Raw genomic sequence first — 25,718 nt, 5'->3', positions numbered from 1 at the left:
TCGTGACGACGAAGACGGAGACGATGGACTACGACGAGGTTCTCGAGCGTTTCGACCCGGTGCTGGGCCTCGAGGTGCATGTCGAGCTGTCCACGCGGACGAAGATGTTCTGCGGCTGCCCGAACGCATTCGGCGGGGAGCCCAACACGCACGTGTGCCCCACCTGTCTCGGGCTGCCGGGCGCGTTGCCTGTGGTCAACGGCAGTGCGGTGGAGTCGGCCATCCGGATCGGCCTGGGACTCAACTGCGAGATCGCCGGGTGGTGCCGGTTCGCGCGGAAGAACTACTTCTACCCGGACATGCCCAAGAACTTCCAGACGTCACAGTACGACGAGCCGATCGCCTTCGACGGGTACCTCGATGTCGAGCTCGGCGACGGTGAGACCGTCCGGGTCGGTATCGAGCGCGCGCACATGGAGGAGGACACCGGCAAGTCGCTGCACGTGGGTGGCGCGACCGGCCGGATTCACGGTGCCGACTACTCGCTGCTGGACTACAACCGGGCGGGCGTGCCGCTGATCGAGATCGTGACCAAACCGATCACCGGTGCGGGCAGGCGTGCCCCCGAGGTGGCGCGTGCCTACGTGTCGGCGCTGCGGGACTTGCTGCGTGCGATGGGGGTCTCGGATGTCCGGATGGATCAGGGGTCGTTGCGCTGCGACGCGAACGTCTCGCTGTCCCCAAAGGGAGACGAGGTTTTCGGTACCCGCTCCGAGACCAAGAACGTGAACTCGTTGCGCAGCGTGGAGCGTGCGGTGCGCTACGAGATGACCCGGCAGGCGAGCCTGCTGTCCCGTGGTGCGCAGGTGGTGCAGGAGACCAGGCACTTCCAGGAAGCCGACGGCACGACATCGGCGGGCAGGCCCAAGGAGACATCCGAGGACTACCGGTACTTCCCCGAGCCCGACCTGGTGCCGATCGCGCCGAGCAGCGCCTGGATCGAGGAGCTGCGGAGCACGCTTCCCGAGTTGCCCTGGGAGCGGAGGCGGCGTATCCAGCAGGACTGGCAGCTGACCGACGAGGAGCTGCGGGACCTGGTCAACACCGGCGCCGCCGACGTGGTCGCCGCGACCGTGGACGCGGGGGCGCCGGTCGACGACGCGCGCAGCTGGTGGGTGCAGTTCCTCACCGAGCAGGCCAACTCGCGTGGCGTCGACCTCGCCGACCTTCCGGTCACCCCTGGCCAGGTGGCCCGCGTCATCGCCCTGATCGGCGAGGGCACCTTGACGAACAAGCTGGGGCGTGAGGTCGTCCTCGGTGTGCTCGCCGGCGAAGGTGACCCGGACGAGGTGATCGCCTCGCGCGGGCTCGAGGTGGTCTCCGACGACTCGGCGTTGACCGCGGCGATCGACGAGGCGCTTGCCGCGCAACCGGATGTCGTGGAGAAGATCCGGGGCGGCAAGGTCCAGGCCGCGGGTGCGATCGTCGGCGCGGTCATGAAGGCGACCCAGGGCCAGGCCGATGCCAAGCGGGTACGCGAGCTGATCCTGCAACGCTGCGGCGCCGAGTAGCCCGCCGAGTAGCCCCCGGGGTAGAGCCCGGGGGCCGGGGTGGTCCCCGCGCGGTCAGTCGGCGCCGCCGGAGCCTGCCTCCGGGCGCAGCAGCAGAACGACCCGGTCGTCGCTGGACACGGGATCGCTACCGGCCTTGTTGACGGTCCCGGCGACGGCGACGTCGTCGCTGATCACGTCCACGTCGGCGATCCGGCCGTACCCGATCCCGTTGCCGTCCTGCTGAGTGTCAGTGACCTGCGGCTCCCCGGTGATGACGCCGTCCTCGTCGATCGGCATGGACTGGATCGTGCCCGTGTGCGATGTGGTCACCATGAGCATGTCCGACCAGTCGGCGCACCCGGCCACACCCGGCTGATCCTGCCATGTCCACGCGGGCGCGGACAGGTCCTCACCGGGTTCGATCCGGTACAGCGTGTCGACGCTGCCGCCCCGGTCGGTCACCCACGAGCGGGTCCCGTCCCGCGAGGTGCACAGCCCGCCGGGAGAGTGCAGCCCGCCGGCGATGACCGGCGAGCCCGGTTCCGGGTTGCCCTCGGCCGCGTCCCCCGACCGGTCGATACGAAGTACCTTGCCGGCCAGCGAGTCGGGGTCCTCTGCCGCGTCCGGATCCCCTCCGTCGCCTGTGGCGACGAGCAGCGTCCCGTCGCCACCGTGGCCGAGTGCGCCCGCGTTGCCGGAATCGCCCTTGGGAATGCCCGTCAGCACCGGTGTCGCCTCGCCGTCCTCGGCGAACCGTACGACGCGGTTGTCCTCCTCGGTGCTGATATAGGCGTAGACGAGCCGGTCCTCGTGGTAGGTGGGCGACAGCGCCAGCCCCGTCAGCCCGCCGTCGCCGGTGGCATCGACCTCGAGGGAGGCGAACTCGCGCGGTTCGGCGCCCTCGACGGCAACGTGCACGGTGCCAGACTCCCGCTCGCCGGCGAGCGCGCCGATCTCCGTGCCGTGCGGCGGCAGCGCGGCGACCGCTCCGATCGGATCGAGACAGGTCGCGATGACGGCGGGGTCGTGGTCGGTGCACCCGTCGGGTGGCGGAATGGATTCCTGCGTGCGTTCCGGAGCGTCCGGTTCCTGCTCGCCCCCCACTTCCGGGAGTTCCGGCTGCGGCCCGCGCTCCGGGGTGAGCTCGGCCGTCGGTCGCCAGTCGCCACTCGCGCTCGTCGAGTCGTCGAACGTGGCGCAGGACGCCAGCACCAGCGAGCCCGACGCGGTGAGCGCGGTGAGCAGCGCTCGCATGCTGGGACGGCCGGTGAGGGTGCGCACAACGGCAGAGGATAAGCGTATCGGCGTGAACGTCACGTAATACGGCACCGGTCGCGACCGGCGCAGGCGGGCACGGTTCAGCGTGCCGGCGAGTGGTGATCGTCACCGACCCGACGCCTGCGCATGATCCGGCGCCGCTCGCCGGCCGTCATGCCGCCGAAGACCCCGTGATCCAGCCTGTTGTCCAGTGCGAAGTCCAGACACTCGGACTGTACCGGGCAGCTCGCGCAGATGGCTTTCGCCTGCGCCACCCGCGCCGAATCCGGCACGTCCTCGGTGATCGGGAAGAACACCTCGGGGTCGGAGTCCCTGCAGGCGGCACGCTGCCGCCAGTCGTATGTTGCTCGTTCCATGTCGTGCCGCCTCCTTCCGTCAGGCACGTGCATAGCTCGGGTGCTGTCCACCTGGTGACGACGGTGAGCCGACGCGTCGCTCGCGGTCCGGCAACCACGCGGGACCGGGACGCGTCGCGCTCGTGTCCGGTTCGGTGACTGGGGACATGCGCAGGTGGCATGCGCTGGGGGCACGCGCAGGTGGCGTGCGCCGGTGGCATGCACTGGGGGCATGCACTGGGGGCACGCACAGCACGTCACCGCAGGCACCGATCCCACTCAACACGTGAACCCCGGCCGGTATTCCACGGGTGCGCGAGCTCGTGCGATCGCCCGGATACGGGGCGGCCTCCGGTGGCGGGAGTAGCTCAGTGCTCCCCGGGCTCGCGCCGTTCCGTCGGGTCGTCGATGCGGCCACCGCTGACGCCGGACAGCACAGGAAGGTGCCGGGTACGGACCGCGGGCAGTGCTACCTCGGTACCGTCCCCGAGCACGGCACGGACCTTCGACTTGCCGGTCAGGGTCAGACCGCTGAGGTCGTCCCAGGCCAGCGACCGGGTCCGGAACACGGTCCGCACGACCAGCCCCGAGCTGTCCACGACGGTCTCGGTGCGGAGCAGCCACACGATGAACCCGATCGGCACCACGTAGAGCACCGACAGCGCGGGCAGCGCGAGGGCCATCGGGGTGACGCAGAGGATGACCAGCAGCGGCACCAGAACGGCAGTCTTGGGCACACGGATGAGGGCGCGTGGCTGCCGCGCGGCCGCCGTCCCCGAGCCGGCCGACGATGCCGCCGGCGACGCCGCTGGGGACGCTGCTGGGGACGCCGCTGGGCTCGCGTCGTCGTTGTCGGTCACGGTGGTCATGGTCTCGCGTGCCATCGCGGGTGTCATGTCCGGGGTGGCCCCGCCCGGATCCCGGTGCGGGGGCACATCGCCGTGCCCGCCCGTCGTGCCCAGTATCTGGGAAGTCGGTCCCGCCAAGTTGACACCCTGACCGGGCTGCGACTAACGTACGTGCCATGCAGCAGCTAGTTGAGCTCGTAGTAATTTCCTTGCGCGTCAGCATGACGTGAGGGCGACTGCAAGCCATCCGCTGCTGACGCGCAACCCTCGTTCGACCGTCCGGTCGGCGGGGGTTTTTTCGTGCGGTGAGCGAGTGTATTCCAGGGGTGGTGCCATGATGCGGGCAACGAACCGGGAGCACACGCGGCACCGAACCGTGACGGCACCGACAATGGGTTACACCGGCGTACACCCCGACTCGCGAATGAGCGCACTATGACCGTTCCCGACCCAGCGACCGACGAGGCAGAACCGATGACAAGCGCCACATCGAGAGCGAGCTCGCAGCCACGGCCGACGCATCCGGCGCCGCACGGCAAGCTCGATTCGCGTCCGAAGCCGGCACCCCCCGCGGGCGCCCCCGTCCGGGTGACAGGTGCGCAGGCGCTCGTACGGTCCCTCGAGTCTCTCGGTGCCGAGGTCGTCTTCGGCATTCCCGGCGGGACGATCCTGCCCGCCTACGACCCGTTGCTCGACTCCACCAAGGTCCGGCACGTGCTGGTCCGGCACGAGCAGGGCGCGGGTCACGCCGCCACCGGTTACGCGCAGGCCACCGGCAAGGTGGGCGTGTGCATGGCGACGTCAGGGCCCGGTGCTACCAACCTGGTCACACCCATCGCCGACGCGCATATGGACTCCGTGCCGATGGTGGCCATCACCGGCCAGCAGACCCGCGCGCTGATCGGGTCGGACGCGTTCCAGGAAGCCGACATCTGCGGTATCACGATGCCGATCACCAAGCACAACTTCCTGGTCACCGAGCCGGCCGACATCCCGCAGGCGATCGCGGAGGCGTTCCACCTCGCGCGTACGGGCAGGCCGGGACCGGTGCTTGTCGACATCCCGAAGGACGTGCTGCAGGAGACGACGTCCTACTCGTGGCCCCCCGAGATGCACCTGCCGGGCTACCGGCCCACATTGCGCCCGCACGGCAAGCAGGTCCGCGAGGCCGCCAAGCTGATGACGACCTCCCGCCGCCCCGTTCTCTACGTCGGCGGTGGCGTCATCAAGTCCGAGGCTTCCGCCGAGCTCACCGAGCTCGCCGAGCTGACAGGCATCCCGGTGGTCACCACGTTGATGGCGCGCGGGGCGTTCCCCGACTCGCATCCCCAGCATCTCGGTATGCCGGGGATGCACGGCACTGTCGCGGCCGTGGCCGCCATGCAGCGTTCCGACCTGCTGATCTCGCTCGGCGCGCGGTTCGACGACCGGGTCACCGGGCAGCTGTCCACGTTCGCGCAGGACGCCACCGTTGTGCACGCCGACATAGACCCGGCGGAGATCTCCAAGAACCGCAAGGCCGATGTGCCGATCGTCGGCGACTGCCGCGAGATCCTCGCGGAACTGATCAGCGAGGTGCGGGCCGAGATCGACCAGTCCGGCCGCCCCGACTTCGATGCCTGGTGGACCCAGGTGGGCGCGTGGCGGGACACGTACCCACCCGGCTACGAATGGCCCTCGGACGGGACGCTGTCCCCGCAGTACGTGATCGAACGGCTGGGCAAGCTGGCCGGGCCGGACGCGATCTACACGGCGGGAGTCGGTCAGCACCAGATGTGGGCCGCGCAGTTCATCGGATACGAGCGCCCGAACACGTGGATCAACTCCGGTGGGCTCGGCACGATGGGCTTCGCCGTCCCGGCCGCGATGGGCGCGCAGTTCGCGTTCCCCGACAGGCCGGTGTGGGCCATCGACGGTGACGGGTGCTTCCAGATGACCTGTCAGGAGCTGGCGACCTGCGCCATCGAGGGAGCGCCCATCAAGGTGGCCGTGATCAACAACGGCAACCTCGGCATGGTGCGCCAGTGGCAGAACCTCTTCTACGCCGAGCGCTACTCCAACACCGATCTCGGTACGCACATGCACCGCATCCCCGACTTCACGTTGCTGGCGGAGTCCATGGGGTGCGCGGGCCTGCGATGCGACACGCAGGAAGGAGTCGACACGGCCATCCAGCGCGCGATGGAGATCAATGACCGCCCCGTCGTCATCGATTTCCTCGTCGGCAAGGATGCCCAGGTGTGGCCGATGGTCGCCGCGGGAACCGGTAACGACGAGATCATGGCCGCGCGCGGTATCCGCCCACTGTTCGACGACGACGAGGTCTGACGGGAGCCGAGTACATGAGTACACACACTCTCAGCGTGCTGGTGGAGAACAAACCGGGTGTGCTCGCACGCGTGGCGGGCCTGTTCTCCCGGCGTGGGTTCAACATCGACTCGCTGGCGGTCGGGCCGACGGAGAACCCGGAGATCTCCAGGATGACGATCGTCGTCGCCGTGGAGGAGCTCCCTCTTGAGCAGGTCACCAAACAGCTCAACAAACTGGTGAACGTCATCAAGATCGTCGAGCTGGAGGAGCCGAGCTCGGTGCAGCGGGAGCTGCTGCTTGCCAAGATCCGCGCCGACGCGACGGTGCGCAGCCAGGTCCTGGAGATCGTGGACCTGTTCCGCGCGAAGGTGGTCGACGTGTCCCCCGAAGCGGTCACCATCGAGGCGACGGGGCCGGTGGACAAGATCAACGCGCTGCTGCGCATGCTGGAGCCGTACGGTATCCGCGAGCTGGTGCAGTCCGGGATGGTCGCGGTCGGCAGGGGACCGCGTTCGATCACCGGCACGTCCACTCGCTGAACGACCCGAAGCTCCGGTCCGGGTGCCACGGGAACGCAGCGATGCACCGGCGGCCGCGACCTCCCTTCGGGGCATCGTCCTCCGGGCGGGCCCCGGCACAACCGCTGGACGAGACGACAGAATGCACGAACGAAAGGAAGTTGGCAGCCCTCATGTCAGTCGAAATGTTCTACGATGACGACGCCGATCTCGGCCTGATCCAGGCGCGCAAGGTGGCGATCATCGGGTATGGAAGCCAGGGTCACGCGCACGCGCTGAGCCTGCGCGACTCCGGGGTCGATGTACGCGTCGGGCTGCCGGAGTCGTCGAAGTCCCGGACCAAGGCTGCCGACGAGGGGCTCCGGGTGGTCACGCCTGCCGAGGCCGCGCAGGAAGCGGACCTCATCATGATCCTCGCGCCGGACACCGCGCAGCGCAGCATCTACGCCAACGACATCGCGCCCAACCTGCGTTCGGGCGACGCGCTGTACTTCGGGCACGGCTTCAACATCCGGTACGGCCTGATCCAGCCGCCCGCCGACGTCGACGTGGCGATGGTCGCGCCGAAGGGGCCAGGGCACCTGGTGCGGCGCCAGTTCGTCGACGGCAGGGGAGTGCCCTGCCTCATCGCTGTCGAGCAGGACCCCAGCGGCAGCGCCCAGGCGCTCGCGCTGTCCTACGCCAAGGGGATCGGCGGTGCGCGGGCCGGGGTCATCAAGACCACCTTCGCCGAGGAGACCGAGACCGACCTCTTCGGTGAGCAGGCCGTGCTGTGCGGCGGTACCAGCGCACTGATCCAGAACGCGTTCGAGGTGCTGACCGAGGCGGGATACGCCCCGGAGATCGCCTACTTCGAGGTGCTGCACGAGCTCAAGCTGATCGTGGACCTGATGTACGAGGGTGGCATCGCCGGCCAGCGCTACTCGGTCTCCGACACCGCTACCTACGGCGACGTCACGCGCGGACCTCGGGTGATCACCCCGGCGGTCAAGGAGGAGATGCGCAAGGTCCTCGCCGAGGTGCAGGACGGCTCGTTCGCCGAGGAGTGGGTCGCCGAGGACGAGGCGGGCCGCCCGAACTACACGAAGCTGGAGCAGGAAGGCGCGAGTCACCCGATCGAGGAGGTCGGCAGCAGGCTGCGCAAGCTCATGGCCTGGGTGCGCTGAGCGGGCCGAGCAGCCGGTGCGTGGTGCGTGCTCTGCGGTACGTGCGCGCGAAGGCGCACGTCACGGTACGCGCGCACCGCGCACCGGACGGCTCGCTAAGGTGGTGCCATGAGCCAGGAGCAGTATGCGGCAGGCGGTGACAACACCGAGCCGGAGCCGTTCGACGACAAGGCACACATCCGCGACGAGATCGACCTCAGCAACGCCGAGTGGCAGCGTCCGCTTCCGGAGGGCGTCGACCCGGACGAGCTGGAAGACGCTGTCGAGATCGCGTTCGTGCCGCACACCGACGGCGTCACATACGTGGCGATGCGGCAGGCCTCGGAGCCGGACGGAACGATCCTGGTGTTCACGCCGAGCGAGTGGGAAGCCTTCGTGCTGGGTGCCAAGGACGGGGAGTTCGACGAGCCCTGGTAGCAGGCGCTGCGACGGCGCTCCGAGCGACTCGTCATCGCTGGTCAGCGAATTGCCGGCACGGTGACCGGGGTCATATCCGGTGGTGTGTTCACCCACATCGTGGTGTCGGCCCTCGATGGATCCGTGGCTCATCGATAGACTCTTGCGGGTTGGCGTTCCGTCGACGTAACCCAACACCGCGCGGTAGGCATGGTGGGCGCGCCTGCGCCGCAGTCATCCACTGCACGGGCTGCCGCCCGCTGACACCGCCCGCGCGATCTCCTTAGTCCCGACAGACCGGAGGCACTTTGTGACCGCTTCAAGCCGTCCCGTTGTCCTGCTCGCCGAGAAGCTCGCACCGTCCGTTATGGATGCGTTCGGCGATGAGGTCGAGATCCGTCACGTGGACGGAACCGACCGCGCCGCGTTGCTGGAAGCTGTTGCCGACGCAGACGCGCTTGTTGTCCGCTCGGCCACTCAGGTCGACGCCGAGGTGCTGTCCGCGGGGAAGAAGCTGACCGTCGTCGGCCGTGCCGGCGTGGGGCTCGACAACGTCGAGGTGCCCGCGGCCACCGAGCGTGGCGTGCTCGTCGTCAACGCGCCGACCTCGAACATCGTCTCCGCGGCCGAGCACGCGGTTGCGCTGCTGCTGTCGGTGGTGCGCAGGGTCCCTGCCGCGGACCAGAGCCTGCGCGGTGGTGAGTGGAAGCGCAGCTCCTACACCGGCGTCGAGCTGAACGGCAAGACCGTCGGCGTCGTCGGCCTCGGCAAGATCGGCCAGCTCTTCGCGCAGCGGGTCGCGGCGTTCGGTACCACGCTGATCGCCTACGACCCCTACGCCACGGCAGCGCGTGCCGCCCAGCTCGGGGTCGAGCTGGTCAGCCTCGACGAGCTGCTGCAGCGCTCGGACATCATCTCGATCCACCTGCCCAAGACGCCGGAGACAGCCGGCCTGATCGATGCCGACGCCCTGGCCAAGGTCAAGCAGGGCGCGATCGTCATCAACGCCGCCCGTGGCGGGCTCGTCGACGAGCAGGCGCTCGCCGACGCCGTCAAGGAAGGCCGTGTCGGCGGTGCCGGCGTGGACGTGTTCGTGACGGAACCGACCACGGAGAGCCCGCTGTTCGGCCTGCCGAACGTCGTGGTGACCCCGCATCTGGGTGCCTCGACCAGTGAGGCGCAGGACAGGGCGGGTACCGACGTGGCGCACTCGGTGCGGCTCGCGCTACGCGGCGACTTCGTTCCGGACGCGGTCAATGTCGCGGGCGGCGGCGCCGTCAGCGAGGAGGTGCGGCCGTACCTGCCGCTGACCCAGAAGCTGGGGATCGTGCTCTCCGCGTTCAGCGACAAGGCGCCGACCTCGGTGCAGGTCGTGGTCAGCGGGGAGCTGTCCAGCGAGGACGTGGACGTGCTGCCGCTGGCGGCACTGCGCGGCGTGTTCAACGGCGTGGTCGAGGACCAGGTCACCTTCGTCAACGCCCCCCGGCTCGCCGAGGAGCTCGGTGTCCAGTTCGAGGTCACCACGCAGAGCGAGAGCGAGATCTACCGCAGTGAGGTCACCGTGCGCGCGGTCCACGCGGACGGGACCACGCTGTCGGTATCGGGTGCGATCACCGGGCTCGACGAGGTGGAGAAGCTCGTCGAGGTCAACGGCAGGCACTTCGATATCCGTGCCGAGGACCACATGCTGCTGCTGGAGTACCCGGACCGGCCCGGCGTGCTCGGCAGGATCGGCACGCTGCTCGGCGAGGCCGGGGTGAACATCGAGACGGCCCAGGTCAGCCAGACCACCGAGGGTACGAGTGCCGTGTTGCTGATGCGGGTGGACCGGCCGGTGGACGCCAGCGTGCTCGAGCCGATCGGTGCCGCGGTCGGTGCGCGCACGGTTCGCGCCGTCACGTTCGACTGACCGGCGAACCGGCCCGGAAACCCTGCCCGGAAAACCGGCCCGGAAAGCCGGCACGGCGTAGTCGGAACGACGTCAGACGCGCGAGGCCGGTGCCGTACCGCGGGTACGGCACCGGCCTCGCAGCCACCTGCGCCCACGAGCGGGTGAGGCACGGTGAGCCGAATCAGGCACAAAGGTGGTCTGCTTACGCGTATCCTTTCTACGCAGGGTAGCCTGCTGTGTCTGGGGGCCTGTGACGCAGCGGAATCCTTACTAGACGGAGGTGTTGGATGCGGCTCGCGGTGATCCCGGGTGACGGGATCGGTCCCGAGGTCGTGACAGAGGCGCTCAAGGTGCTTGCCGAGGTCACACCGGCCACGGAGATCACCAACTATGATCTCGGTGCCGCGCGATGGCACTCGACGGGTGAGCTGTTGCCCGAGTCGGTTATCGGGGAGCTCCGTCAGCACGACGCGATCCTGCTCGGTGCGGTCGGCGACCCCTCGGTGCCGAGCGGCATCCTGGAGCGCGGCCTGCTCCTTCGGCTGCGTTTCGAGCTGGACCACCACGTGAACCTCCGTCCGGCGCGCCTGTACCCGGGCGTACAGGGGCCGCTGGCTACCCAGAGCGAGATCGACATGGTCGTCGTGCGGGAGGGAACCGAGGGCCCGTACGCGGGCAACGGTGGGATCTTGCGCAAGGACACCGAGCACGAGATCGCCACAGAGGTGAGCTTGAACACCGCGTTCGGGATCAAGCGGGTCGTCGCCGACGCGTTCGCCCGCGCCCAGCAGCGGCCGCGCAAGCACGTCACGCTGGTGCACAAGACCAACGTGCTGGAACACGCGGGTTCGTTGTGGTCACGGGTGGTCGAGGAGGCCTCGATGCGGCATCCCGACGTCACGGTGGACTACCTGCACGTGGATGCGGCGACGATCCACATGGTCACCGACCCGTCACGGTTCGACGTCGTGGTCACCGACAATCTCTTCGGCGACATCATCACCGATATCGCCGCGGCGGTCACCGGTGGGATCGGCCTGGCAGCCAGCGGCAACCTGGACGTGACGCGGGCGAACCCGAGCATGTTCGAGCCGGTGCACGGCAGTGCCCCGGACATCGCGGGGCAGGGCGCGGCCGATCCGACCGCGGCCGTGCTGTCGTTGTCACTGCTGCTCGACCACCTCGGCCACACCGAGGCCGCGCGCCGGATCGAGGCGTCGGTCGCCTTCGACCTGGCGACTCGCGACCATTCCTCGCCCGGTGTGACGCAGGCGATCGGGGACCGGCTGGCCGCTCTGGTCTCGTCCAACACCCGGCACGAGGTGTGATGCGCAGCTGAGCTCGGCCACGCTGTGTTTGGCCACACGGGCCCCGTGTGGCATGATGCCGGTATGGCTCGTACGCTCGCCATTATTATTCCCCAGCGCGCCGAGTAGGTGCTCCCGGAGCAGGAGACCTCGGCGCGCAGACCTCTCGCATTCGCGAGGGGTCCTTTTTATTGGTCGAGCGCCATGCCCACATTGATCCCACCCCCGGGCCCGCCCCGAGTCGTGAGTACATACACAGGAGTAACGCGTGAACCGTTCCGAACCCGCAGATACGCCGCTCGGCGATGACTTCCATGTCTACGACACGACGCTGCGTGACGGGGCGCAGCGCGAAGGCATAGCGTACTCGGTCGCCGACAAGCTCACCGTGGCACGGTTGCTCGACGAGCTCGGCGTGGGGTTCGTCGAAGGTGGCTGGCCCGGCGCGCTACCCAAGGACACCGAGTTCTTCCAGCGCGCGACGTCCGGGGAGCTGCCCCTCAAGCATGCCGCGCTCGTGGCGTTCGGCTCCACGAGGAAGGCCGACACCACGGCTGACCGGGACAAGCAGGTGCGGGCGCTGCTGGACTCCCGCGCGCCGGTGGTGACGCTGGTCGCGAAGTCGGACAGGCGGCACATCGAACGCGCGCTGGGCGTGGATGTCGACACGGCGTGCGCGATGGTGCGGGACACCGTCTCGTTCCTGGTGGGCGAGGGACGACGGGTCTTTCTGGACGCGGAGCACTTCTTCGACGGTTACGCCTACGACCCCGACACCGCGTTGCGCGTGCTCACCGCGGCAGGCGAGGGCGGAGCCGATGTCGTCGTGCTGTGTGACACCAACGGTGGCCAGCTCCCCTTGCAGCTGGCAGCGACCGTCGAGGAGGTGGGTGCGCGCACCGGGCTGCGCCTGGGCATCCATTGCCAGGACGACACCTCGTGTGCGGTGGCCAACACCATCGCCGCCGTGCAGTCCGGCGCCACGCACGTGCAGTGCACCGCGAACGGCTACGGCGAGCGGGCCGGCAACGCGGACCTGTTCGCGGTACTGGGCAACCTGGTGACCAAGCTGGAGATGGACGTCCTGCCGCCCGGTGGTGCCGCGGAGCTGACCCGCGTCTCGCACGCGCTCGCGGAGATGGCCAACATCGCGCCTGACGCACATCAGGCCTATGTGGGAGCGTCGGCGTTCGCGCACAAGGCGGGACTGCACGCGAGCGCGATCAAGGTGGACCCGCTGCTGTACAACCACATCGACCCGCCGGTGGTCGGCAACGACATGCGGGTGCTGGTCACGGAGATGGCAGGCAGGGCCAGCCTGGAGCTCAAGGGGCGCGAGCTCGGCGTGGACCTCACCGAGCGTCCCGAAGCTCTGACTTCGGCAGTGGACAGGGTGAAGACGCTGGAGTCGCAGGGCTGGTCGTTCGAGGCCGCTGATGCCTCCCTCGAGCTGATGCTGCGGCGCGTGATCGACAGCGAGGGCGAGCCGGTATCCGGCGAGGGATTCCTGCCGGAGGGGCCGTTCGAGCTCGAGTCCTACCGCGTCGTCCTGGATCACCGCCCGGACGGGGAAGTGATCTCCGAGGCCACCGTGAAGGTCCTGGTCTCCGGCGAGCGGGTGATCGCCACCGCGGAGGGCAACGGGCCCGTGCACGCGCTGGACGCGGCACTGCGCAAGGCGCTGTCGCCGTACCTGGAGTGGCTGGACAGCGTCGACCTGACCGACTACAAGGTCCGGATCCTCACCCCGGGAGCCGAGACCCCGTCGATGCAGGGACATCCGGGTACCGACGCCGTGACCAGGGTCCTCATCGAGAGCACGGACGGCGCGAAGGAATGGACCACGGTGGGCGTGCACGAGAACATCGTCGAGGCGAGCTGGATGGCGCTGTGTGACGCGCTCGTGCACAAGAGCATGCGTGTATCCGCTGGCGTGTCCCCGGGTAGCGACGGACACCGAGGGACATGACCAGTCACAACCTGCGTCGATTAGGCTCGCGACCATGCGACTAGCTCGAATCGCCCACCCGGACGGTGTCGCGTTCGCCTCGCTCGACGGCGACGTCGACGGGGGTAGCGCCACCGTGCACGAGATCGCCGAGCACCCGTTCGGCACCCCCAACCACACCGGCCGTAGCTGGCCGTACGACGAGGTACGGCTGCTCGCACCGATCCTGCCCACCAAGATCATCGCGGTGGGCAAGAACTACGCCGAGCACGCCGCCGAGCTCGACAGCGAGGTGCCCGAGACGCCGGTGATCTTCATGAAGCCGAACACCAGCGTGACCGGCCCCGGAGCTCCGATCAAGCTTCCGGCGAGCTCGACGCGGGTCGACTTCGAAGGCGAGCTCGCCGTCGTGATCGGACAACCGATCCGCAACGTACCGGCGAGCAAGGCTCCCGCGGCGATACGCGGCTACACGATCGCCAACGATGTCACCGCACGCGACCAGCAGCGCGCGGACGGGCAGTGGACCCGTGCGAAGGGCTACGACTCGTTCTGCCCGCTCGGGCCGTGGATCGAGACCGATGCCGACCCGGCCGACCTGGAGATCCGGACCGACGTGGACGGCGAGATCAAGCAGGACTCGCATACGGCCAAGATGGTGCACACCGTGCCGGAGCTCGTGCAGTTCGTCTCGCACGTGATGACGCTGCTTCCCGGCGACGTGATCCTCACCGGCACACCGGAGGGCGTCGGACCGATCACCGAGGGCCAGTCCGTCTCGATCACCGTCGGCGGCATCGGCACCCTGACCAACCCGGTTCAGGCGGCGTGAGCCATTCCGCGTAGCAGGCGTAACCCTGTGTCGGGCGCCCAGGCACCCCGTGTCGGGCTTCGGAGCACCCCGAGTTGGGCTGTGACGCGAGTTTGGCGCCCGACACAGGGTGTCACAGCGCCCGACACGCCGGGGCCGCTAGGCTGAAGGGGCTATGACAGAGACCATGACTGTACGCGCTCGTTTCTGCCCGTCACCGACCGGCGCCCCGCACGTCGGGTTGATCCGCACGGCCCTGTTCAACTGGGCGTTCGCCCGCCACAACGGCGGTACTCTCGTCTTCCGGATCGAGGACACCGACGCGTCCAGGGACTCCGAGGAGTCCTACCAGGCGCTGCTCGACGCGCTCGACTGGCTGGGCATCGACTGGGACGAGGGTCCGGACGTCGGCGGCGCGTACGGTCCGTACCGGCAGAGCGAGCGCGGCGAGATCTACGCCGACATCGCCGGACGCCTGCTGGAGGCCGGTGAGCTCTACGAGGCGTTCTCCACCACCGAGGAGGTCGCCGAGCGCAGGCGGGCCGCCGGTCAGGATCCGCAGCTCGGCTACGACAACGCCGACCGTGACCTCACCGAGGAGCGCAAGGCCGAGCTCCGCGCGCAGGGGCGGAGCCCGGTACTGCGGCTCCGGATGCCCGACAGGGACCTGACCTGGCACGACCTGGTGCGCGGGGAGATCACCTTCCAGGCCGGCTCGGTCCCCGACCCGGTGGTGGTGCGCGGCAACGGCGACCCGCTCTACACACTCACCAACCCCGTCGACGACGCACTCATGCGAATCACCCACGTACTGCGCGGTGAGGACCTGCTGCCGTCCACGCCGCGGCAGATCGCGCTCTACGAGGCGCTCTGCAGGATCGGGGTGATCGAGGAGGTACCCGCGTTCGGTCACCTGCCGTACGTGATGGGCGAGGGCAACAAGAAGCTGTCCAAACGGGACCCTCAGTCGAACGTGTTCCATCACCGTGAGCGCGGCTTCATCCCGGAGGGTCTGCTCAACTACCTCGCCCTTCTCGGATGGTCCATCGCCGATGATCGGGACGTGTTCACCGTCCCGGAGCTGGTCGGGGCGTTCGAGATCGGTCAGGTCAGTGCCAACCCGGCCCGGTTCGACGTCAAGAAGGCCGAGTCCATCAACGGCACGCACGTCCGTGCGCTGGACACCGAGGACTTCACCAGGCGGGTCGTTCCCTACCTGATCGCGGCGGGAGTGCTGCCGGAGGAACCGTCGCACGAGCAACTGGCGACGCTGCGGGCCATCGCACCGATGGTCCAGGAGCGAGTCGCGGTCCTGTCGGAGGCGGCGCCACTCGTCGACTTCCTGTTCGTCGACGAGCAGGACTTCGCCCCGGAGGAAGCGGCGGTGGCCAAGGCACTCAAACCGGATGTGGGCCCGGCCCTCGACGCGGCGGTATCGGCACTGGAGTCGTTGGACAGGTGGGACGCCGAGTCGATCGAGAACGCGCTCAAGGGTGTTCTCGTCGAGGAGCTCGGCTGGAAACCGCGAAAGGCGTTCACACCTATCCGGGTCGCTGTGACCGGACGAACAGTCTCCCCTCCGCTGTTCGAGTCGATGGAGATCCTGGGCCGGGAACGCGCGTTGCGCAGGGTCAACAAGGCTCGCGAGCGGACCGTCGCCGCCGACGCTTGACCGAACCAGTAGCCGACGTCACCTCGTTGGCCGAATCGGTGAGGGGCCCGGGCCCACTAGTCTCTGCGGGTGGAGTTCGCGAGTCCCTTTTCATCTGAAACGTACGAAGCCGTCCCCCGAGTCGAGATACCTGACCAACTCGGCCTGCGCGCGGTCTGCCTGGATATCGACGACACGCTCGTCGACTTCACCGCGGCCGGCAGACGCGCGCTGGCCGCGATGATCGGCAGGGACGACATGTGGCCCGTGTGGGAGCATCTGACGGAACTGCATGTGGCCCGTGTCGTGGCCGACCGGCTCGATTACGCGTCCATGCACCGCCAGCGCACGAAGAGCTTCCTCGGCGAGCTGGGCGTGGCCGTGTCCGACGAGGACGCGGCACGGTTCGAGCGCAGGCGCGCCGCCCTCGTGCAGTGCCACTGGGATGTGTACGGCGACGTGGTGCCGTGCCTGGAATGGCTCCGGGCGGCCGGTATCGCGCTGGCCGCTGTGACGAACGCCTCCGGGGCCCACCAGCGCAAGAAGCTCGACACGCTCGGCCTGTCCCGTTACTTCGGTCACGTGGCCATCGCGGGGGAAGTCGGCGCGGCCAAGCCGGATCCGTTGATCTTCCATTCGGCGTGCGCGGCACTGGGCTGTGAACCGGTCGAGGCCGTGCACGTGGGCGACAAGCTGGATGCCGATGCGGCCGGGGCTGTTCGTGCCGGACTCGGGGGTGTCTGGCTGGACCGCCAAGGCCGCCCTGAGGCGGATGGAGGCACTGACGTGCAGGTAATCTCGGGTCTGGACGAGCTTCCCGGCGTGCTCGTCGCCGACTTCGGACGGGCGGGGGTGCCGGTTCCGCGGTGAGGGCCACCCCCGGTGCATGCCGTGATCACCCGTGGTCTAATATTTCTCAGTGGCACCAACGGAATGCCGTTGGGGTATGGTGTAATCGGCAGCACGACTGATTCTGGTTCAGTTAGTCTAGGTTCGAATCCTGGTACCCCAGCTGAGGCGCCGCGGAACGTACCTGCTAGGTTATACCGAGTGCGCGTCAGCCCCCGTCGTCTAGCGGCCTAGGACGCCGGCCTCTCACGCCGGTAGCGTGGGTTCGAATCCCATCGGGGGTACGTACAGTATGCGGCCGCAAGCCGCCGGTCATCGAGACCGGCGGCTTGCGGCTTTTTGCATGCCTTCCCGGGTGCGGGCGGCGGGTGCGTCCTCAGGCGTTGGTGGCAACGGCGGTGAGGTACTTTCCAGTCGGTGCGGCCGGTGCCGTCTGTCGCGCGGTTCGCACACCCGCACGAGCTCGCAGGCCGCGGGTTGATGGTCCGCGGTGAACATCACACCGATCGCCGAGAGCACGAGGTCGAACGAGGCATCGGCGAACGGCAGGTCCCCGGCGTCCGCGACGCGGGACTCGACGGGAAGCGCTTCCGCCTCCGCGCGGCGCTGGGCCGCTCGACCAGGACAGGTACGTAGTCGGTCCCTGTGGTGTGGCAGCAGCGGCGGACACGTATCGGCGGGCGACGTATGCTGGACGCCGATCCGACCAGCCGGTATGTTCGACGCGGTCGCTCGCTCGTGGGCGCGTCGACCAATGCCGGTGTGTGCCAGCGACAAGGAGATGACATGCGCGTGTTTCACGGTCTGGACGAGCTGAAGCAGGCAGTGGGCGAGCACCTGGGGTACAGCGAGTGGCACACGATCTCGCAGGAGAGGGTGAACCAGTTCGCCGAGGCGACCGGCGACCACCAGTGGATCCACGTCGACCCCGAACGGGCCGCGCACGGCCCGTTCGGCGGCACGATCGCGCACGGCTACCTCACCCTGTCCCTGCTGCCGATGCTCAGCCAGGAGATCTACCGCGTCGAGGGGCTGAGCATGGGCGTGAACTACGGCAGCAACAAGGTGCGCTTCCCCGCGGCTGTCCCCGTCGGATCCCGGGTAAGGGCAGGTGCCGAGCTGGTGGACGTCGCCGCGGGGCAGAACGGTGCGCAGGCCACGGTCCGGGTGACTGTGGAGCTGGAAGGCAGCGACAAGCCTGCCTGCGTGGCCGAGGTGGTGTCGTTACTCGTCCCGTGAAACGGCGGGGCGCTACCGGTCAGATGCTCTCGATGTGCTCCTGCATGCGCCGCATGCCGGACAGCCAGCGGTCGGGGTCGGCGGCACGCCTCGCGTAGTAGTCCGCGACCTCGGCGTGCGGCAGGACCAGGAACCGGTCGTCGTGCAGCGCGTCCCAGAGACACTCCGCGACGCGCTCGGGCTCGATCGCCGAGCCTCCGAGTACCGCGTGACCCGGCGTCCCCTCCTCGGGAAGCATCCCGGTACGTACACCTTGCGGGCAGATGCACTGCACCGTGACGCCGCGGTGCCCGTAGGTCGCCGACAACCATTCGGCGAAGGCCACGGCTGCGTGCTTGCTGGCCGAGTACGGTGCCGAGCCGAGCATGGTGAGCAGCCCGGCAGCCGAGGCCGTGGACACGAACCGCCCGCTGCCGCGCTCCAGCCACCGGGGGAGCAGGTGCCGGCTCGCGCGGACGTGTGCCATCACGTTGACCTCCCAGGAGCGCGCCCATGCCTCCTCGGGCGCCTCCGGTCCGCCCTCCTCGGCGATGCCGGCGTTGGCGCAGTACACGTCGATGTCGCCGAGTCGCAGGCGTGCCTCGGCGATCAGCTCCCGCACGCCGCTGTCGCCTGCGGCGTCCCCGGCGACGGCGTACCCGCCGATCTGCTGTGCCACCGAGCCGGCTGCCGCGGCGTCGATGTCGTTGACGACGACGCGCGCACCGCCTGCGGCGAGGCGTTCGGCCAGTGCCTTGCCGATGCCTCCTCCGCCGCCGGTGACGACGACTCCTGCCCCTGCGATCGGGCTCATCGGGATCCTCCTGTGGGTGTGCTGTCGTCGGTCGCCGCACCGTGGTGGTGTCACCAGGTGTCGATGTACGGCCTACGCCCCCCTGCCGGCTGCCAGGCAGCGGTGAGCAGGCTGGTGATCCAGCCGCGGGACTCCGCGGGATCGATGACGTCGTCGATCTCGAATGCCGAGGCCACACGGGTCGCCCGGCCGTGCTCGTAGGCGGAGTCGACCATGGCGTCGAAGCTCGCCTTCCGCTCGGCGGGGTCGGTGATGGCATCGAGCTCGTCGCGGTAGCCAAGGTGGACCGCACCCTCCAGCCCCATCGCGCCCAGCTCGCCGGTCGGCCATGCGACCACGAACCGCGGGCAGCGGAAGCCGCCTCCTGCCATCGCCTGTGACCCGAGCCCGTACCCCTTGCGCAGCACGATCGCGCCGGTCGGAACCGACATGCTCCCCGCTGTGACGAACATGCGGCTCAGGTGCCGTACGGCCGCCGTGCGTTCCGAATCCGGCCCCACCATGAACCCCGGAGTGTCTACAAGTGATAGCACCGGCAGGCCGAACCCGTCGCACAGTTGCATGAACCGGGCAGCCTTGTCGGCGGCGTCGGAGTCGATGGCGCCGCCGAGGTGTGCGGGGTCATTCGCCAGCAGCCCTATCGGCCGTCCCTGCACGCGAGCGAGGCTGGTGACCACGCTCGCGCCGAAGTCCCGGCGTAGCTCCAGCACGGAGCCGGTGTCGGCGAGCGTCGTGATCAGATCGCGGACGTCGTACACGCGCTTGCGGTTCTCCGGGACACAGTGCCGTAGCAGGCGCTGGTCGGTGTGTTCCCAGTCGGGAAGGGGTCCCTGGAAGTAGGACAGGTACCGCTGCGCCGACGCGACGGCTTCGGCGTCGTCGGCCACCGGGATGTCGACGACCCCGTTGGCGCGCTGGACGTCGACGGGGCCGACCTCCTCCGGCCGGAACACACCGAGGCCCGCTCCCTCGATCATGGCGGGCCCACCCATGCCGATCGTGGCATCACGGGTGGCGATCACGACATCGGAGCAGCCGAGGAGCGCGGCGTTCCCGGCGAAGCAGCGGCCCGAGGCGATGCCGATCAGCGGAACCGTGCCGCTCAGTGCCGCGTAACGCGCGAAGGCCTCGCAGTCGAGGCCGGTGAGCCAGCCGCCGTCGGTGTCACCCGGCCGACCACCGCCGCCTTCCGCGAAGAGCACGACGGGCAGGCCGGAACGTTCGGCCAGCGAGAACATGCGGTCCTTCTTGATATGTCCACGTGCGCCCTGCGTGCCGGCAAGTACGGTGTAGTCATAGGACAACGCGACCACACGGGAGCGCTCGGGCCCGAAGGTAGCGCCGTTGACGGAGCCGACACCGGCCACGAGGCCGTCCGCCGGAGTCTTGTCCATCAGCTCCTGCTCGGAGCGGCGCGAGCGTTGCGCGGCGAGCGCGAGGCCGCCGTACTCCACGAAACTTCCCTCGTCGCACAGCCGCTCGATATTCTCGCGTGCGGTCGCACGCCCCGCCGCGTGCCTGCGTGCCACGGCTTCCGGCCTGCCGTCATCCGTGGTGCGCTCGCGGAGCCGGAACAGTGCCTCCAGGTCGGTCCGTACGTGCTCGGGATCGGGTCGGTCGCCTGCCGGGACGGTGGCCTCGGACGTGCCGTCGGGGTCGAGGTGGGCGAGGGCCTGCCCGGCGCCGACCACCTCACCCGGCTGCACCAGGACCGCGCGTAGTGTCCCCCCGGAGTCCGTTGTGACGGGATACTCCATCTTCATGGCTTCGAGGACGGCCAGGGTGGCACCGGCCGTCACCCGCGCGCCCTCGGCGAGGTACAGCCGGGTGACGGTGCCTTCCACCGGGGCGCTCAGCACGGTTGAACCGTCGTGATGGGATTCCGCAGGCGCGGCGGGCTCCTCCTCGGCGGTTTCGGCGACCAGCTCGTCGACGAGTGCCGTGTAGGTACGTCCCGTCGCGATGTCCGGCAGCGCCAGCACGGCCTCCGAAAGGGACCGGTTGGTCCGGACTCCCTCGATGCGGAACTCGCGCAACGCCCGTCGCGCACGGCGCACCGCGGCCTGCGGGTCGTGCGTGGCGTCACGCGCGATCAGCTTGGCCAGCAGGGTGTCGTAGCGGGTGCTGACCCGGTATCCGGGATAGCCGCAACCGTCCACGCGTACCCCGGGGCCGCCGGGTGGGACGTAGCCGGTGAGGGTGCCGGACTGCGGAAGCGGTGGTCCGGAGGGGGCAGGCACCTCGGTGCTGATACGGACCTGCACCGCGCAGCCGCGGGCCTCGGGAGTATGGCCGGGACGCAGTCCCAGCCGGCCGAGATCGGCGCCTGCCGCGATGAGCAGCTGTGCCTGAACCAGATCCACACCCGTGACCTCCTCGGTCACCGTGTGTTCGACCTGCAGGCGCGGGTTGGCTTCCAGGAAGTAGTGCCGCGGGGTACCGGTTCCGCTGGTGTCCAGCAGGAACTCGACGGTGCCGAGGCCCAGGTACCCCGCGGCACGCGCGAGCAGGGCTGCCGACTCCGCAAGCGCCGTCCGGGTGCGTGCGTCCAGGTCGGGGGCGGGGGCGATCTCGATCAGCTTCTTCCCGCGGTGTTGCAGGCTGCAGTCCCGGTCGCCGAGTACCGCGACCGCACCGCAGGCATCCGCGGCGATCTGCACCTCGATGTGGCGCGCGCGGGGCAGGAACTGCTCGACGAAGACTTCCGTCGAGCCGAACGCGGTACGCGCGGCTGCCTGGCAGTGGCGGACGGCGTCGGCCATCTCGGTGCGATCCCGCACGATCCGCATGCCGGTCCCGCCGCTTCCGGAGCGGGGTTTGACGATCGCGGCCGAGCCGCGCGGGAGCGCCTCGAGCCGAGCACCGGCGTCCTCCGGCGTCGTGATCGCCGTCGTACCTGCCAGCACCGGAACCCCGGAGCGCTCGGCGAGCTCCTTGGCCCGGGTCTTGTCGCCGAGGATCGCCACCGTCTCCGGTTCCGGTCCGATCCACACCAGCCCTGCCGCCACGCAGTCGCGCGCGAACTCGGCATTCTCGGACAGGAAGCCGTACCCGGGGTGTACGGCGTCGCACCCGGTCTCGTGGGCGCTGCGGAGGATCTCCGCGCCGTCGGTGTAGGCCGAGGGGCCGCTGCCCGCGAGCGCGACGGCCTCGTCGGCCAGCCAGACGTGGTGGGCGTCGGCGTCGTCGGCGGCGTATACGGCCACAGCGGTGAGTCCGAGCTCACCGGCGGCACGCACGATTCGCGCGGCGATCTCACCCCGATTGGCGACGAGCACACGCTCAAGCGGCACGGGAACGCTCACCTCCGCGACGGGACCGCGACGTCGCCTGTAGACGAGTACACGAACCGACTAGTTGGTATCTCCGAGCCTACGATGCGGGACGGAGCCGTGCAATGCGTATCCGCGTCACGGTCCCGGCTGCGACTCCGGTTACGGACGCAGCGCGGACAGCAGCATGTCGGCGAAGTACCGGCCGACGTCGCCCGCGCCGAGCCACCCGTCCTTGCGATACCAGGTGCTGAGGTGGTGCACGGCACCGAAGTGGTAGTCCACCACGAGGTCGGCGGGCACGTCGGCACGGAACTCGCCGCTGTCCTGGCCCTCCTGGATCAGCGCGCGGAATCGCTCGTGGTAGTACCGCCGTTCCGCCCGGACCTGGGCCTGCTTGTCGGGGTGCAGCTGGTGCATGGAGCGCCAGAAGATCTTGGTGTCGTCGAAATTGGCGATGCTGGTCTCGATGACGTCGACCGTCGCCGCGCGGATGCGCTCCGTCACGGGCAGGTCCGCCGAGGCGACACGCTCGAGCTGGGCGGTCTGGACCCGGAGCATGCGCCCGTAGATCTCGTAGAGCAGGTCGTCCTTGGAGTCGAAGTAGTGGTACATCGCGCCCTTGGTGACTCCGGCCGCGTCCACGATGGATTGCACCGAGGTACTTTCGAACCCGTGCTTGGCGAACAGCTCCGTTGCCACGGACACCAGCCGGACCGGCACGTCCCCGCTGCGTGTCGGTGTCCGGTCGCTGCCGGTGTGCTGTGTGTCGTCGGGATCGGAAGGTGTCGCACGGCTCATGGCTTCAGGCTACCGACTAGTCGGTCCAGGCGCCTGCGCGCGGGTGACCGGAGCGGCCGGCCCGGCCTCAGGTGAAGGCACTGACGCCGGTCAGGGCACGGCCGATGAGGAGCTTCTGGATCTGGCTGGTGCCCTCGTACAGGGTCATCACACGCGCGTCGCGCAGATACTTGCCCACCGGGTACTCGTCGATGTAGCCGTACCCCCCGAACACCTGGATCGCCTGGTTGGCTGCGTTGACGGCGTTCTCGGTCGCGTGCAGCTTGGCCATCGAGGCCGCCGTGCCGAACGGCTGCTCCCTGTCGATCAGGTCGGCGACACGCCAGACGAGCAGCCGCGCGGCGTCGGTGGCCACGGCCATGTCGGCGAGCATCTCCTGGACGAGCTGGAAGCCGGCGATCGGCTTGCCGAACTGATCCCGCTCGGTCGCGTAACGCACGCTCGCATCGAGTGCCGCGCGCGCGAGACCGACGCAGCCTGCCGCCACCGACATGCGCCCCTTGTCCAGGGCAGCCATCGCGATGCGGAAACCCTCACCCTCGGAACCGAGCATGGCGTCGGCGGGCACGCGCACGTTGTCCAGGGTGAGCTCGCCGGTGGACTGCCCGCGCAGCCCGAGCTTGCCCTTGATCTCGGTGTGGCTGAAACCCGGTGTGTCGGTGGGGACCAGGAAGGCGGAGACCCCCTTGGGGCCCGCCCCGCCGGTCCGGGCGAAGATCAGCGCCAGGTCGGCCCATGTGCCGTTGGTGATGAACATCTTCGAACCGCTGATGACCCAGTCGTCACCGTCGCGGACCGCCTTGCTGTTGAGGTTGGCCGCGTCGGAGCCGGTGTCGGGTTCGGTGAGTCCGAAACAGGCCAGCGACGCCCCGGAGCACAGGCCGGGAAGCCACGCCCGCTTCTGCTGCTCGGTGCCGAAACTCAGCACGGTCTTGGCCACCAGCCCCAGGGAAACCGACACGATGCCACGCACCGAGGAGTCCCCGCGACCGATCTCCTCCATCATCAGGCAGTAGTCCAGATGGTTCCCGCCCGATCCGCCGTAGTGCTCCGGAACCGTCAGGCCGAGGAAGCCGATATCGCCCAGCTTGCCGACGATGGATCTGTCCACCGCCTCGGCCCGGTCCCACTCCTGGATGTTCGGGACGATCTCGGCGTCGACGAACTCGCGTGCCGTGTCGCGCAGCGCCTGCTGTTCGGTGGTCAGGGAGAGATCCATGGCGTGCCCCGCTGTTGAAGACTTACACTGTTAGGTATCCTCACTCTAAGGTGCGCGCCAGCTGTTCGGCAAGCGTGCCGCGTGTAGGTCACATCCGCCTGCTCGAGGAGGCCTCATGCCCAGCCCCTCCCGGGTCACACGGGACGCCATCCGTGAGACGGCTCTCGACCTGATCGACAGGGACGGCCTCGCTGGGCTGTCCATGCGCAAGCTCGCCACCGAGCTGGGTGTGCAGGCTCCGTCGCTGTACGGCCACGTCGCGACCAAGGACGACCTTCTCCACGAGATCGCCGAAGGGATCATGGAGAAGGTCGACGTCAGCGACTTCGCCGGTGGCGACTGGTCCCGTGGCATCCGGACGTGGGCGCGCTCCTACCGGGCAGCGCTCGCCGAGCACCCGAACATGGTGCCGTTCCTGGCGGCCGGGCCCGCCCGCAGGGAGACCGCGCTGGCGCGCGCCGATGCCGTGCACGGGGGCCTTGTCGGGGCCGGTTGGCCACCGCGGTACGCCACCATGATCGGTGCGTCCACCAAGTACCTCGTGCTCGGCGCGGCGATGGGCTCGTTCTCCCGGGGTTTCGAGGAGGACGTGCGCGTCTACCTCGACCGGTACCCGAACCTCAGCCAGGCGCACCGCCTCGCGAGCCACGCCGAGGAGATCGACGCGGGTAGCTTCGAGCTCGCGCTCGACGCGTTCGTGCGGGGACTCGACGCGCTGTACGCGGAGGTCGCCGGGTGAGGCGGGTGGGGCGAGCCGAAGGCCTCCTCCGGTACCTGTGCGGTACCCGAGGAGGCCTTCGGCTCGCGCACGCCGGCGGCTAGAGCTGCTGCGTGAGATCCTCGGCAGCGGCGAGCAGGTCGCTCGCCCAGCGCACTCCCGGCTTGCGGCCGATCCGCTCCGTGGGGCCCGATATGGACACCGCCGCGACGACCGTCCCGGACGACTCGCGTACCGGTGCGGACACGCTTGCCACGCCGGGCTCGCGCTCGGCGACGCTCTGCGCCCACCCGCGGCGCCGCACTTCGACGAGGGTTCGTTCGCCGAATACCGCCTCGTGCGGGACCGGCGGCTGGCTGTGCGGGTCCGCCCACGCGGCGAGAACCTTCGCGCCGGAGCCTGCCGTCATCGGAAGCCGCGCGCCGACGGGAACGGTGTCGCGCAGCCCGCTCAACGGCTCGGCGGTAGCCACGCAGACACGTTGCGTGCCGTCGCGCCGGTAGAGCTGCACGCTCTCTCCCGTGGCGTCCCGCAACTTGGGCAGCACGATGCTCGCCGCGTCCAGGAGCGGGTCGGTCGCCGCGCCCGCGAGTTCGGTCAGCGCGGCACCCGGGCGCCACCGGCCATCCGGTGTGCGACGCAGCAGGCGGTGCGCTTCCAGCCCCGCGGCCAACCGATGGGCGGTCGCCCGCGGTAGGCCCGTGCGGCTGCACAGCTCGGCGAGGCCGCACGGCTCGTTCGCCACCGTTTGCAGTACCACGACGGCCTTGTCCAAGACACCTATGCCGCTGTACTGGTTCGACGCGCTATCCTGTCCCACAGCGCGATACTACAATCTCGTATATTGAGAAGTCCATATCGCGGGACGCTCGCCG

At 69.2% G+C, this 25,718-nt stretch carries 22 protein-coding genes and 2 tRNA genes; 15 read left to right on the top strand and 9 right to left on the bottom strand.

Features of this window, described 5'->3' with window-relative positions:
* Positions 1-2 precede the first annotated feature (2 nt).
* Positions 3-1,511, top strand: coding sequence for an Asp-tRNA(Asn)/Glu-tRNA(Gln) amidotransferase subunit GatB (gatB, locus tag H0B56_RS05575; protein WP_343063768.1), 1,509 nt, complete (start codon positions 3-5; stop codon positions 1,509-1,511).
* Positions 1,512-1,565: 54 nt separating this feature from the next.
* Here the strand turns inward: gatB and H0B56_RS05570 are convergent, their stop codons facing one another.
* The 3 genes from H0B56_RS05570 to H0B56_RS05560 form a co-directional block, all read right to left on the bottom strand.
* The gene (locus H0B56_RS05570) at positions 1,566-2,747 is read right to left on the bottom strand and encodes a PQQ-dependent sugar dehydrogenase (RefSeq protein ID WP_180892353.1); all 1,182 of its coding nucleotides are present in this window, start codon (positions 2,745-2,747) and stop codon (positions 1,566-1,568) included.
* Positions 2,748-2,851: 104 nt separating this feature from the next.
* Entirely contained in the window at positions 2,852-3,127 is a 276-nt protein-coding gene (locus H0B56_RS05565) for a WhiB family transcriptional regulator (protein WP_180891860.1), read from the bottom strand.
* A gap of 347 nt (positions 3,128-3,474) precedes the next feature.
* Positions 3,475-4,092 carry a PH domain-containing protein gene (locus H0B56_RS05560; protein WP_246360905.1) on the bottom strand — a complete coding sequence of 206 codons (618 nt, stop codon included), beginning with the start codon at positions 4,090-4,092 and terminating at the stop codon, positions 3,475-3,477.
* A 336-nt stretch (positions 4,093-4,428) separates the two neighbouring features.
* Here H0B56_RS05560 and H0B56_RS05555 point away from each other — a divergent pair, with 336 nt between their 5' ends.
* The 12 genes from H0B56_RS05555 (at position 4,429) to H0B56_RS05500 (ending at position 17,085) form a co-directional block, all read left to right on the top strand.
* Positions 4,429-6,282, top strand: a complete 1,854-nt coding sequence (locus tag H0B56_RS05555; protein WP_180892351.1) for an acetolactate synthase large subunit — start codon at positions 4,429-4,431, stop codon at positions 6,280-6,282.
* Between the two features lie 14 nt (positions 6,283-6,296).
* Positions 6,297-6,803, top strand: coding sequence for an acetolactate synthase small subunit (ilvN, locus tag H0B56_RS05550; protein ID WP_089299960.1), 507 nt, complete (start codon positions 6,297-6,299; stop codon positions 6,801-6,803).
* A 152-nt stretch (positions 6,804-6,955) separates the two neighbouring features.
* The gene (gene ilvC, locus H0B56_RS05545) at positions 6,956-7,948 is read left to right on the top strand and encodes a ketol-acid reductoisomerase (RefSeq protein WP_180891859.1); all 993 of its coding nucleotides are present in this window, start codon (positions 6,956-6,958) and stop codon (positions 7,946-7,948) included.
* 108 nt (positions 7,949-8,056) lie between these two features.
* Complete coding sequence (locus H0B56_RS05540) at positions 8,057-8,365, top strand: DUF397 domain-containing protein (protein ID WP_180891858.1); 309 nt, start codon at positions 8,057-8,059, stop codon at positions 8,363-8,365.
* A gap of 289 nt (positions 8,366-8,654) precedes the next feature.
* Positions 8,655-10,253: a phosphoglycerate dehydrogenase gene (gene serA / locus H0B56_RS05535; RefSeq protein ID WP_180891857.1), complete on the top strand. Its 1,599-nt coding sequence runs from the start codon at positions 8,655-8,657 to the stop codon at positions 10,251-10,253.
* Positions 10,254-10,522: 269 nt separating this feature from the next.
* A complete protein-coding gene (locus tag H0B56_RS05530; protein WP_180891856.1) occupies positions 10,523-11,563 on the top strand; it encodes a 3-isopropylmalate dehydrogenase in 1,041 nt (346 codons plus the stop codon).
* A 247-nt stretch (positions 11,564-11,810) separates the two neighbouring features.
* Positions 11,811-13,511 (top strand): citramalate synthase, encoded by a 1,701-nt coding sequence (cimA, locus tag H0B56_RS05525; protein ID WP_180891855.1) that lies wholly within the window; start codon positions 11,811-11,813, stop codon positions 13,509-13,511.
* A 34-nt stretch (positions 13,512-13,545) separates the two neighbouring features.
* The gene (locus H0B56_RS05520; protein ID WP_180891854.1) at positions 13,546-14,322 is read left to right on the top strand and encodes a fumarylacetoacetate hydrolase family protein; all 777 of its coding nucleotides are present in this window, start codon (positions 13,546-13,548) and stop codon (positions 14,320-14,322) included.
* A 154-nt stretch (positions 14,323-14,476) separates the two neighbouring features.
* Positions 14,477-15,973, top strand: a complete 1,497-nt coding sequence (gltX, locus tag H0B56_RS05515; protein ID WP_180891853.1) for a glutamate--tRNA ligase — start codon at positions 14,477-14,479, stop codon at positions 15,971-15,973.
* Positions 15,974-16,042: 69 nt separating this feature from the next.
* Positions 16,043-16,822 (top strand): HAD family hydrolase, encoded by a 780-nt coding sequence (locus H0B56_RS05510; RefSeq protein WP_343063767.1) that lies wholly within the window; start codon positions 16,043-16,045, stop codon positions 16,820-16,822.
* A 70-nt stretch (positions 16,823-16,892) separates the two neighbouring features.
* Positions 16,893-16,964 (top strand) — tRNA-Gln (locus H0B56_RS05505).
* A gap of 48 nt (positions 16,965-17,012) precedes the next feature.
* A tRNA-Glu gene (locus H0B56_RS05500) sits at positions 17,013-17,085 on the top strand.
* 28 nt (positions 17,086-17,113) lie between these two features.
* Here the strand turns inward: H0B56_RS05500 and H0B56_RS05495 are convergent.
* On the bottom strand, positions 17,114-17,602 hold the full coding sequence (locus tag H0B56_RS05495) for a methyltransferase domain-containing protein (RefSeq protein WP_219632355.1): 489 nt from the start codon (positions 17,600-17,602) through the stop codon (positions 17,114-17,116).
* Between H0B56_RS05495 and H0B56_RS05490 the strand changes: the two genes are divergently transcribed.
* Positions 17,588-18,040, top strand: a complete 453-nt coding sequence (locus tag H0B56_RS05490) for a MaoC family dehydratase (protein WP_180891852.1) — start codon at positions 17,588-17,590, stop codon at positions 18,038-18,040. The genes H0B56_RS05495 and H0B56_RS05490 overlap by 15 nt on opposite strands.
* 19 nt (positions 18,041-18,059) lie before the next feature.
* Here the strand turns inward: H0B56_RS05490 and H0B56_RS05485 are convergent, their stop codons facing one another.
* From H0B56_RS05485 to H0B56_RS05470, 4 genes are all read right to left on the bottom strand, one after another.
* On the bottom strand, positions 18,060-18,833 hold the full coding sequence (locus H0B56_RS05485; protein WP_180891851.1) for an SDR family NAD(P)-dependent oxidoreductase: 774 nt from the start codon (positions 18,831-18,833) through the stop codon (positions 18,060-18,062).
* A 50-nt stretch (positions 18,834-18,883) separates the two neighbouring features.
* Entirely contained in the window at positions 18,884-22,126 is a 3,243-nt protein-coding gene (locus H0B56_RS05480) for a carboxyl transferase domain-containing protein (RefSeq protein ID WP_180891850.1), read from the bottom strand.
* A 141-nt stretch (positions 22,127-22,267) separates the two neighbouring features.
* Positions 22,268-22,906 carry a TetR/AcrR family transcriptional regulator gene (locus tag H0B56_RS05475; RefSeq protein ID WP_180891849.1) on the bottom strand — a complete coding sequence of 213 codons (639 nt, stop codon included), beginning with the start codon at positions 22,904-22,906 and terminating at the stop codon, positions 22,268-22,270.
* 67 nt (positions 22,907-22,973) lie between these two features.
* Entirely contained in the window at positions 22,974-24,125 is a 1,152-nt protein-coding gene (locus H0B56_RS05470) for an acyl-CoA dehydrogenase family protein (RefSeq protein WP_180891848.1), read from the bottom strand.
* 115 nt (positions 24,126-24,240) lie between these two features.
* On the opposite strand from H0B56_RS05470, the gene H0B56_RS05465 reads away from it, so the two are divergent.
* On the top strand, positions 24,241-24,864 hold the full coding sequence (locus H0B56_RS05465; protein WP_180891847.1) for a TetR/AcrR family transcriptional regulator: 624 nt from the start codon (positions 24,241-24,243) through the stop codon (positions 24,862-24,864).
* 79 nt (positions 24,865-24,943) lie between these two features.
* Here H0B56_RS05465 and H0B56_RS05460 read toward each other — a convergent pair whose 3' ends face one another.
* On the bottom strand, positions 24,944-25,663 hold the full coding sequence (locus tag H0B56_RS05460; RefSeq protein ID WP_180891846.1) for an IclR family transcriptional regulator domain-containing protein: 720 nt from the start codon (positions 25,661-25,663) through the stop codon (positions 24,944-24,946).
* Positions 25,664-25,718: the final 55 nt, after the last annotated feature.

It is taken from the genome of Haloechinothrix aidingensis (assembly GCF_013450155.1).
In the GTDB taxonomy this organism is placed as follows: Bacteria; Actinomycetota; Actinomycetes; order Mycobacteriales; family Pseudonocardiaceae; genus Haloechinothrix; species Haloechinothrix aidingensis.
The sequence above is the reverse complement of the archived record's forward strand: the minus strand, read 5'-3'. Positions and strand labels throughout refer to the sequence as shown.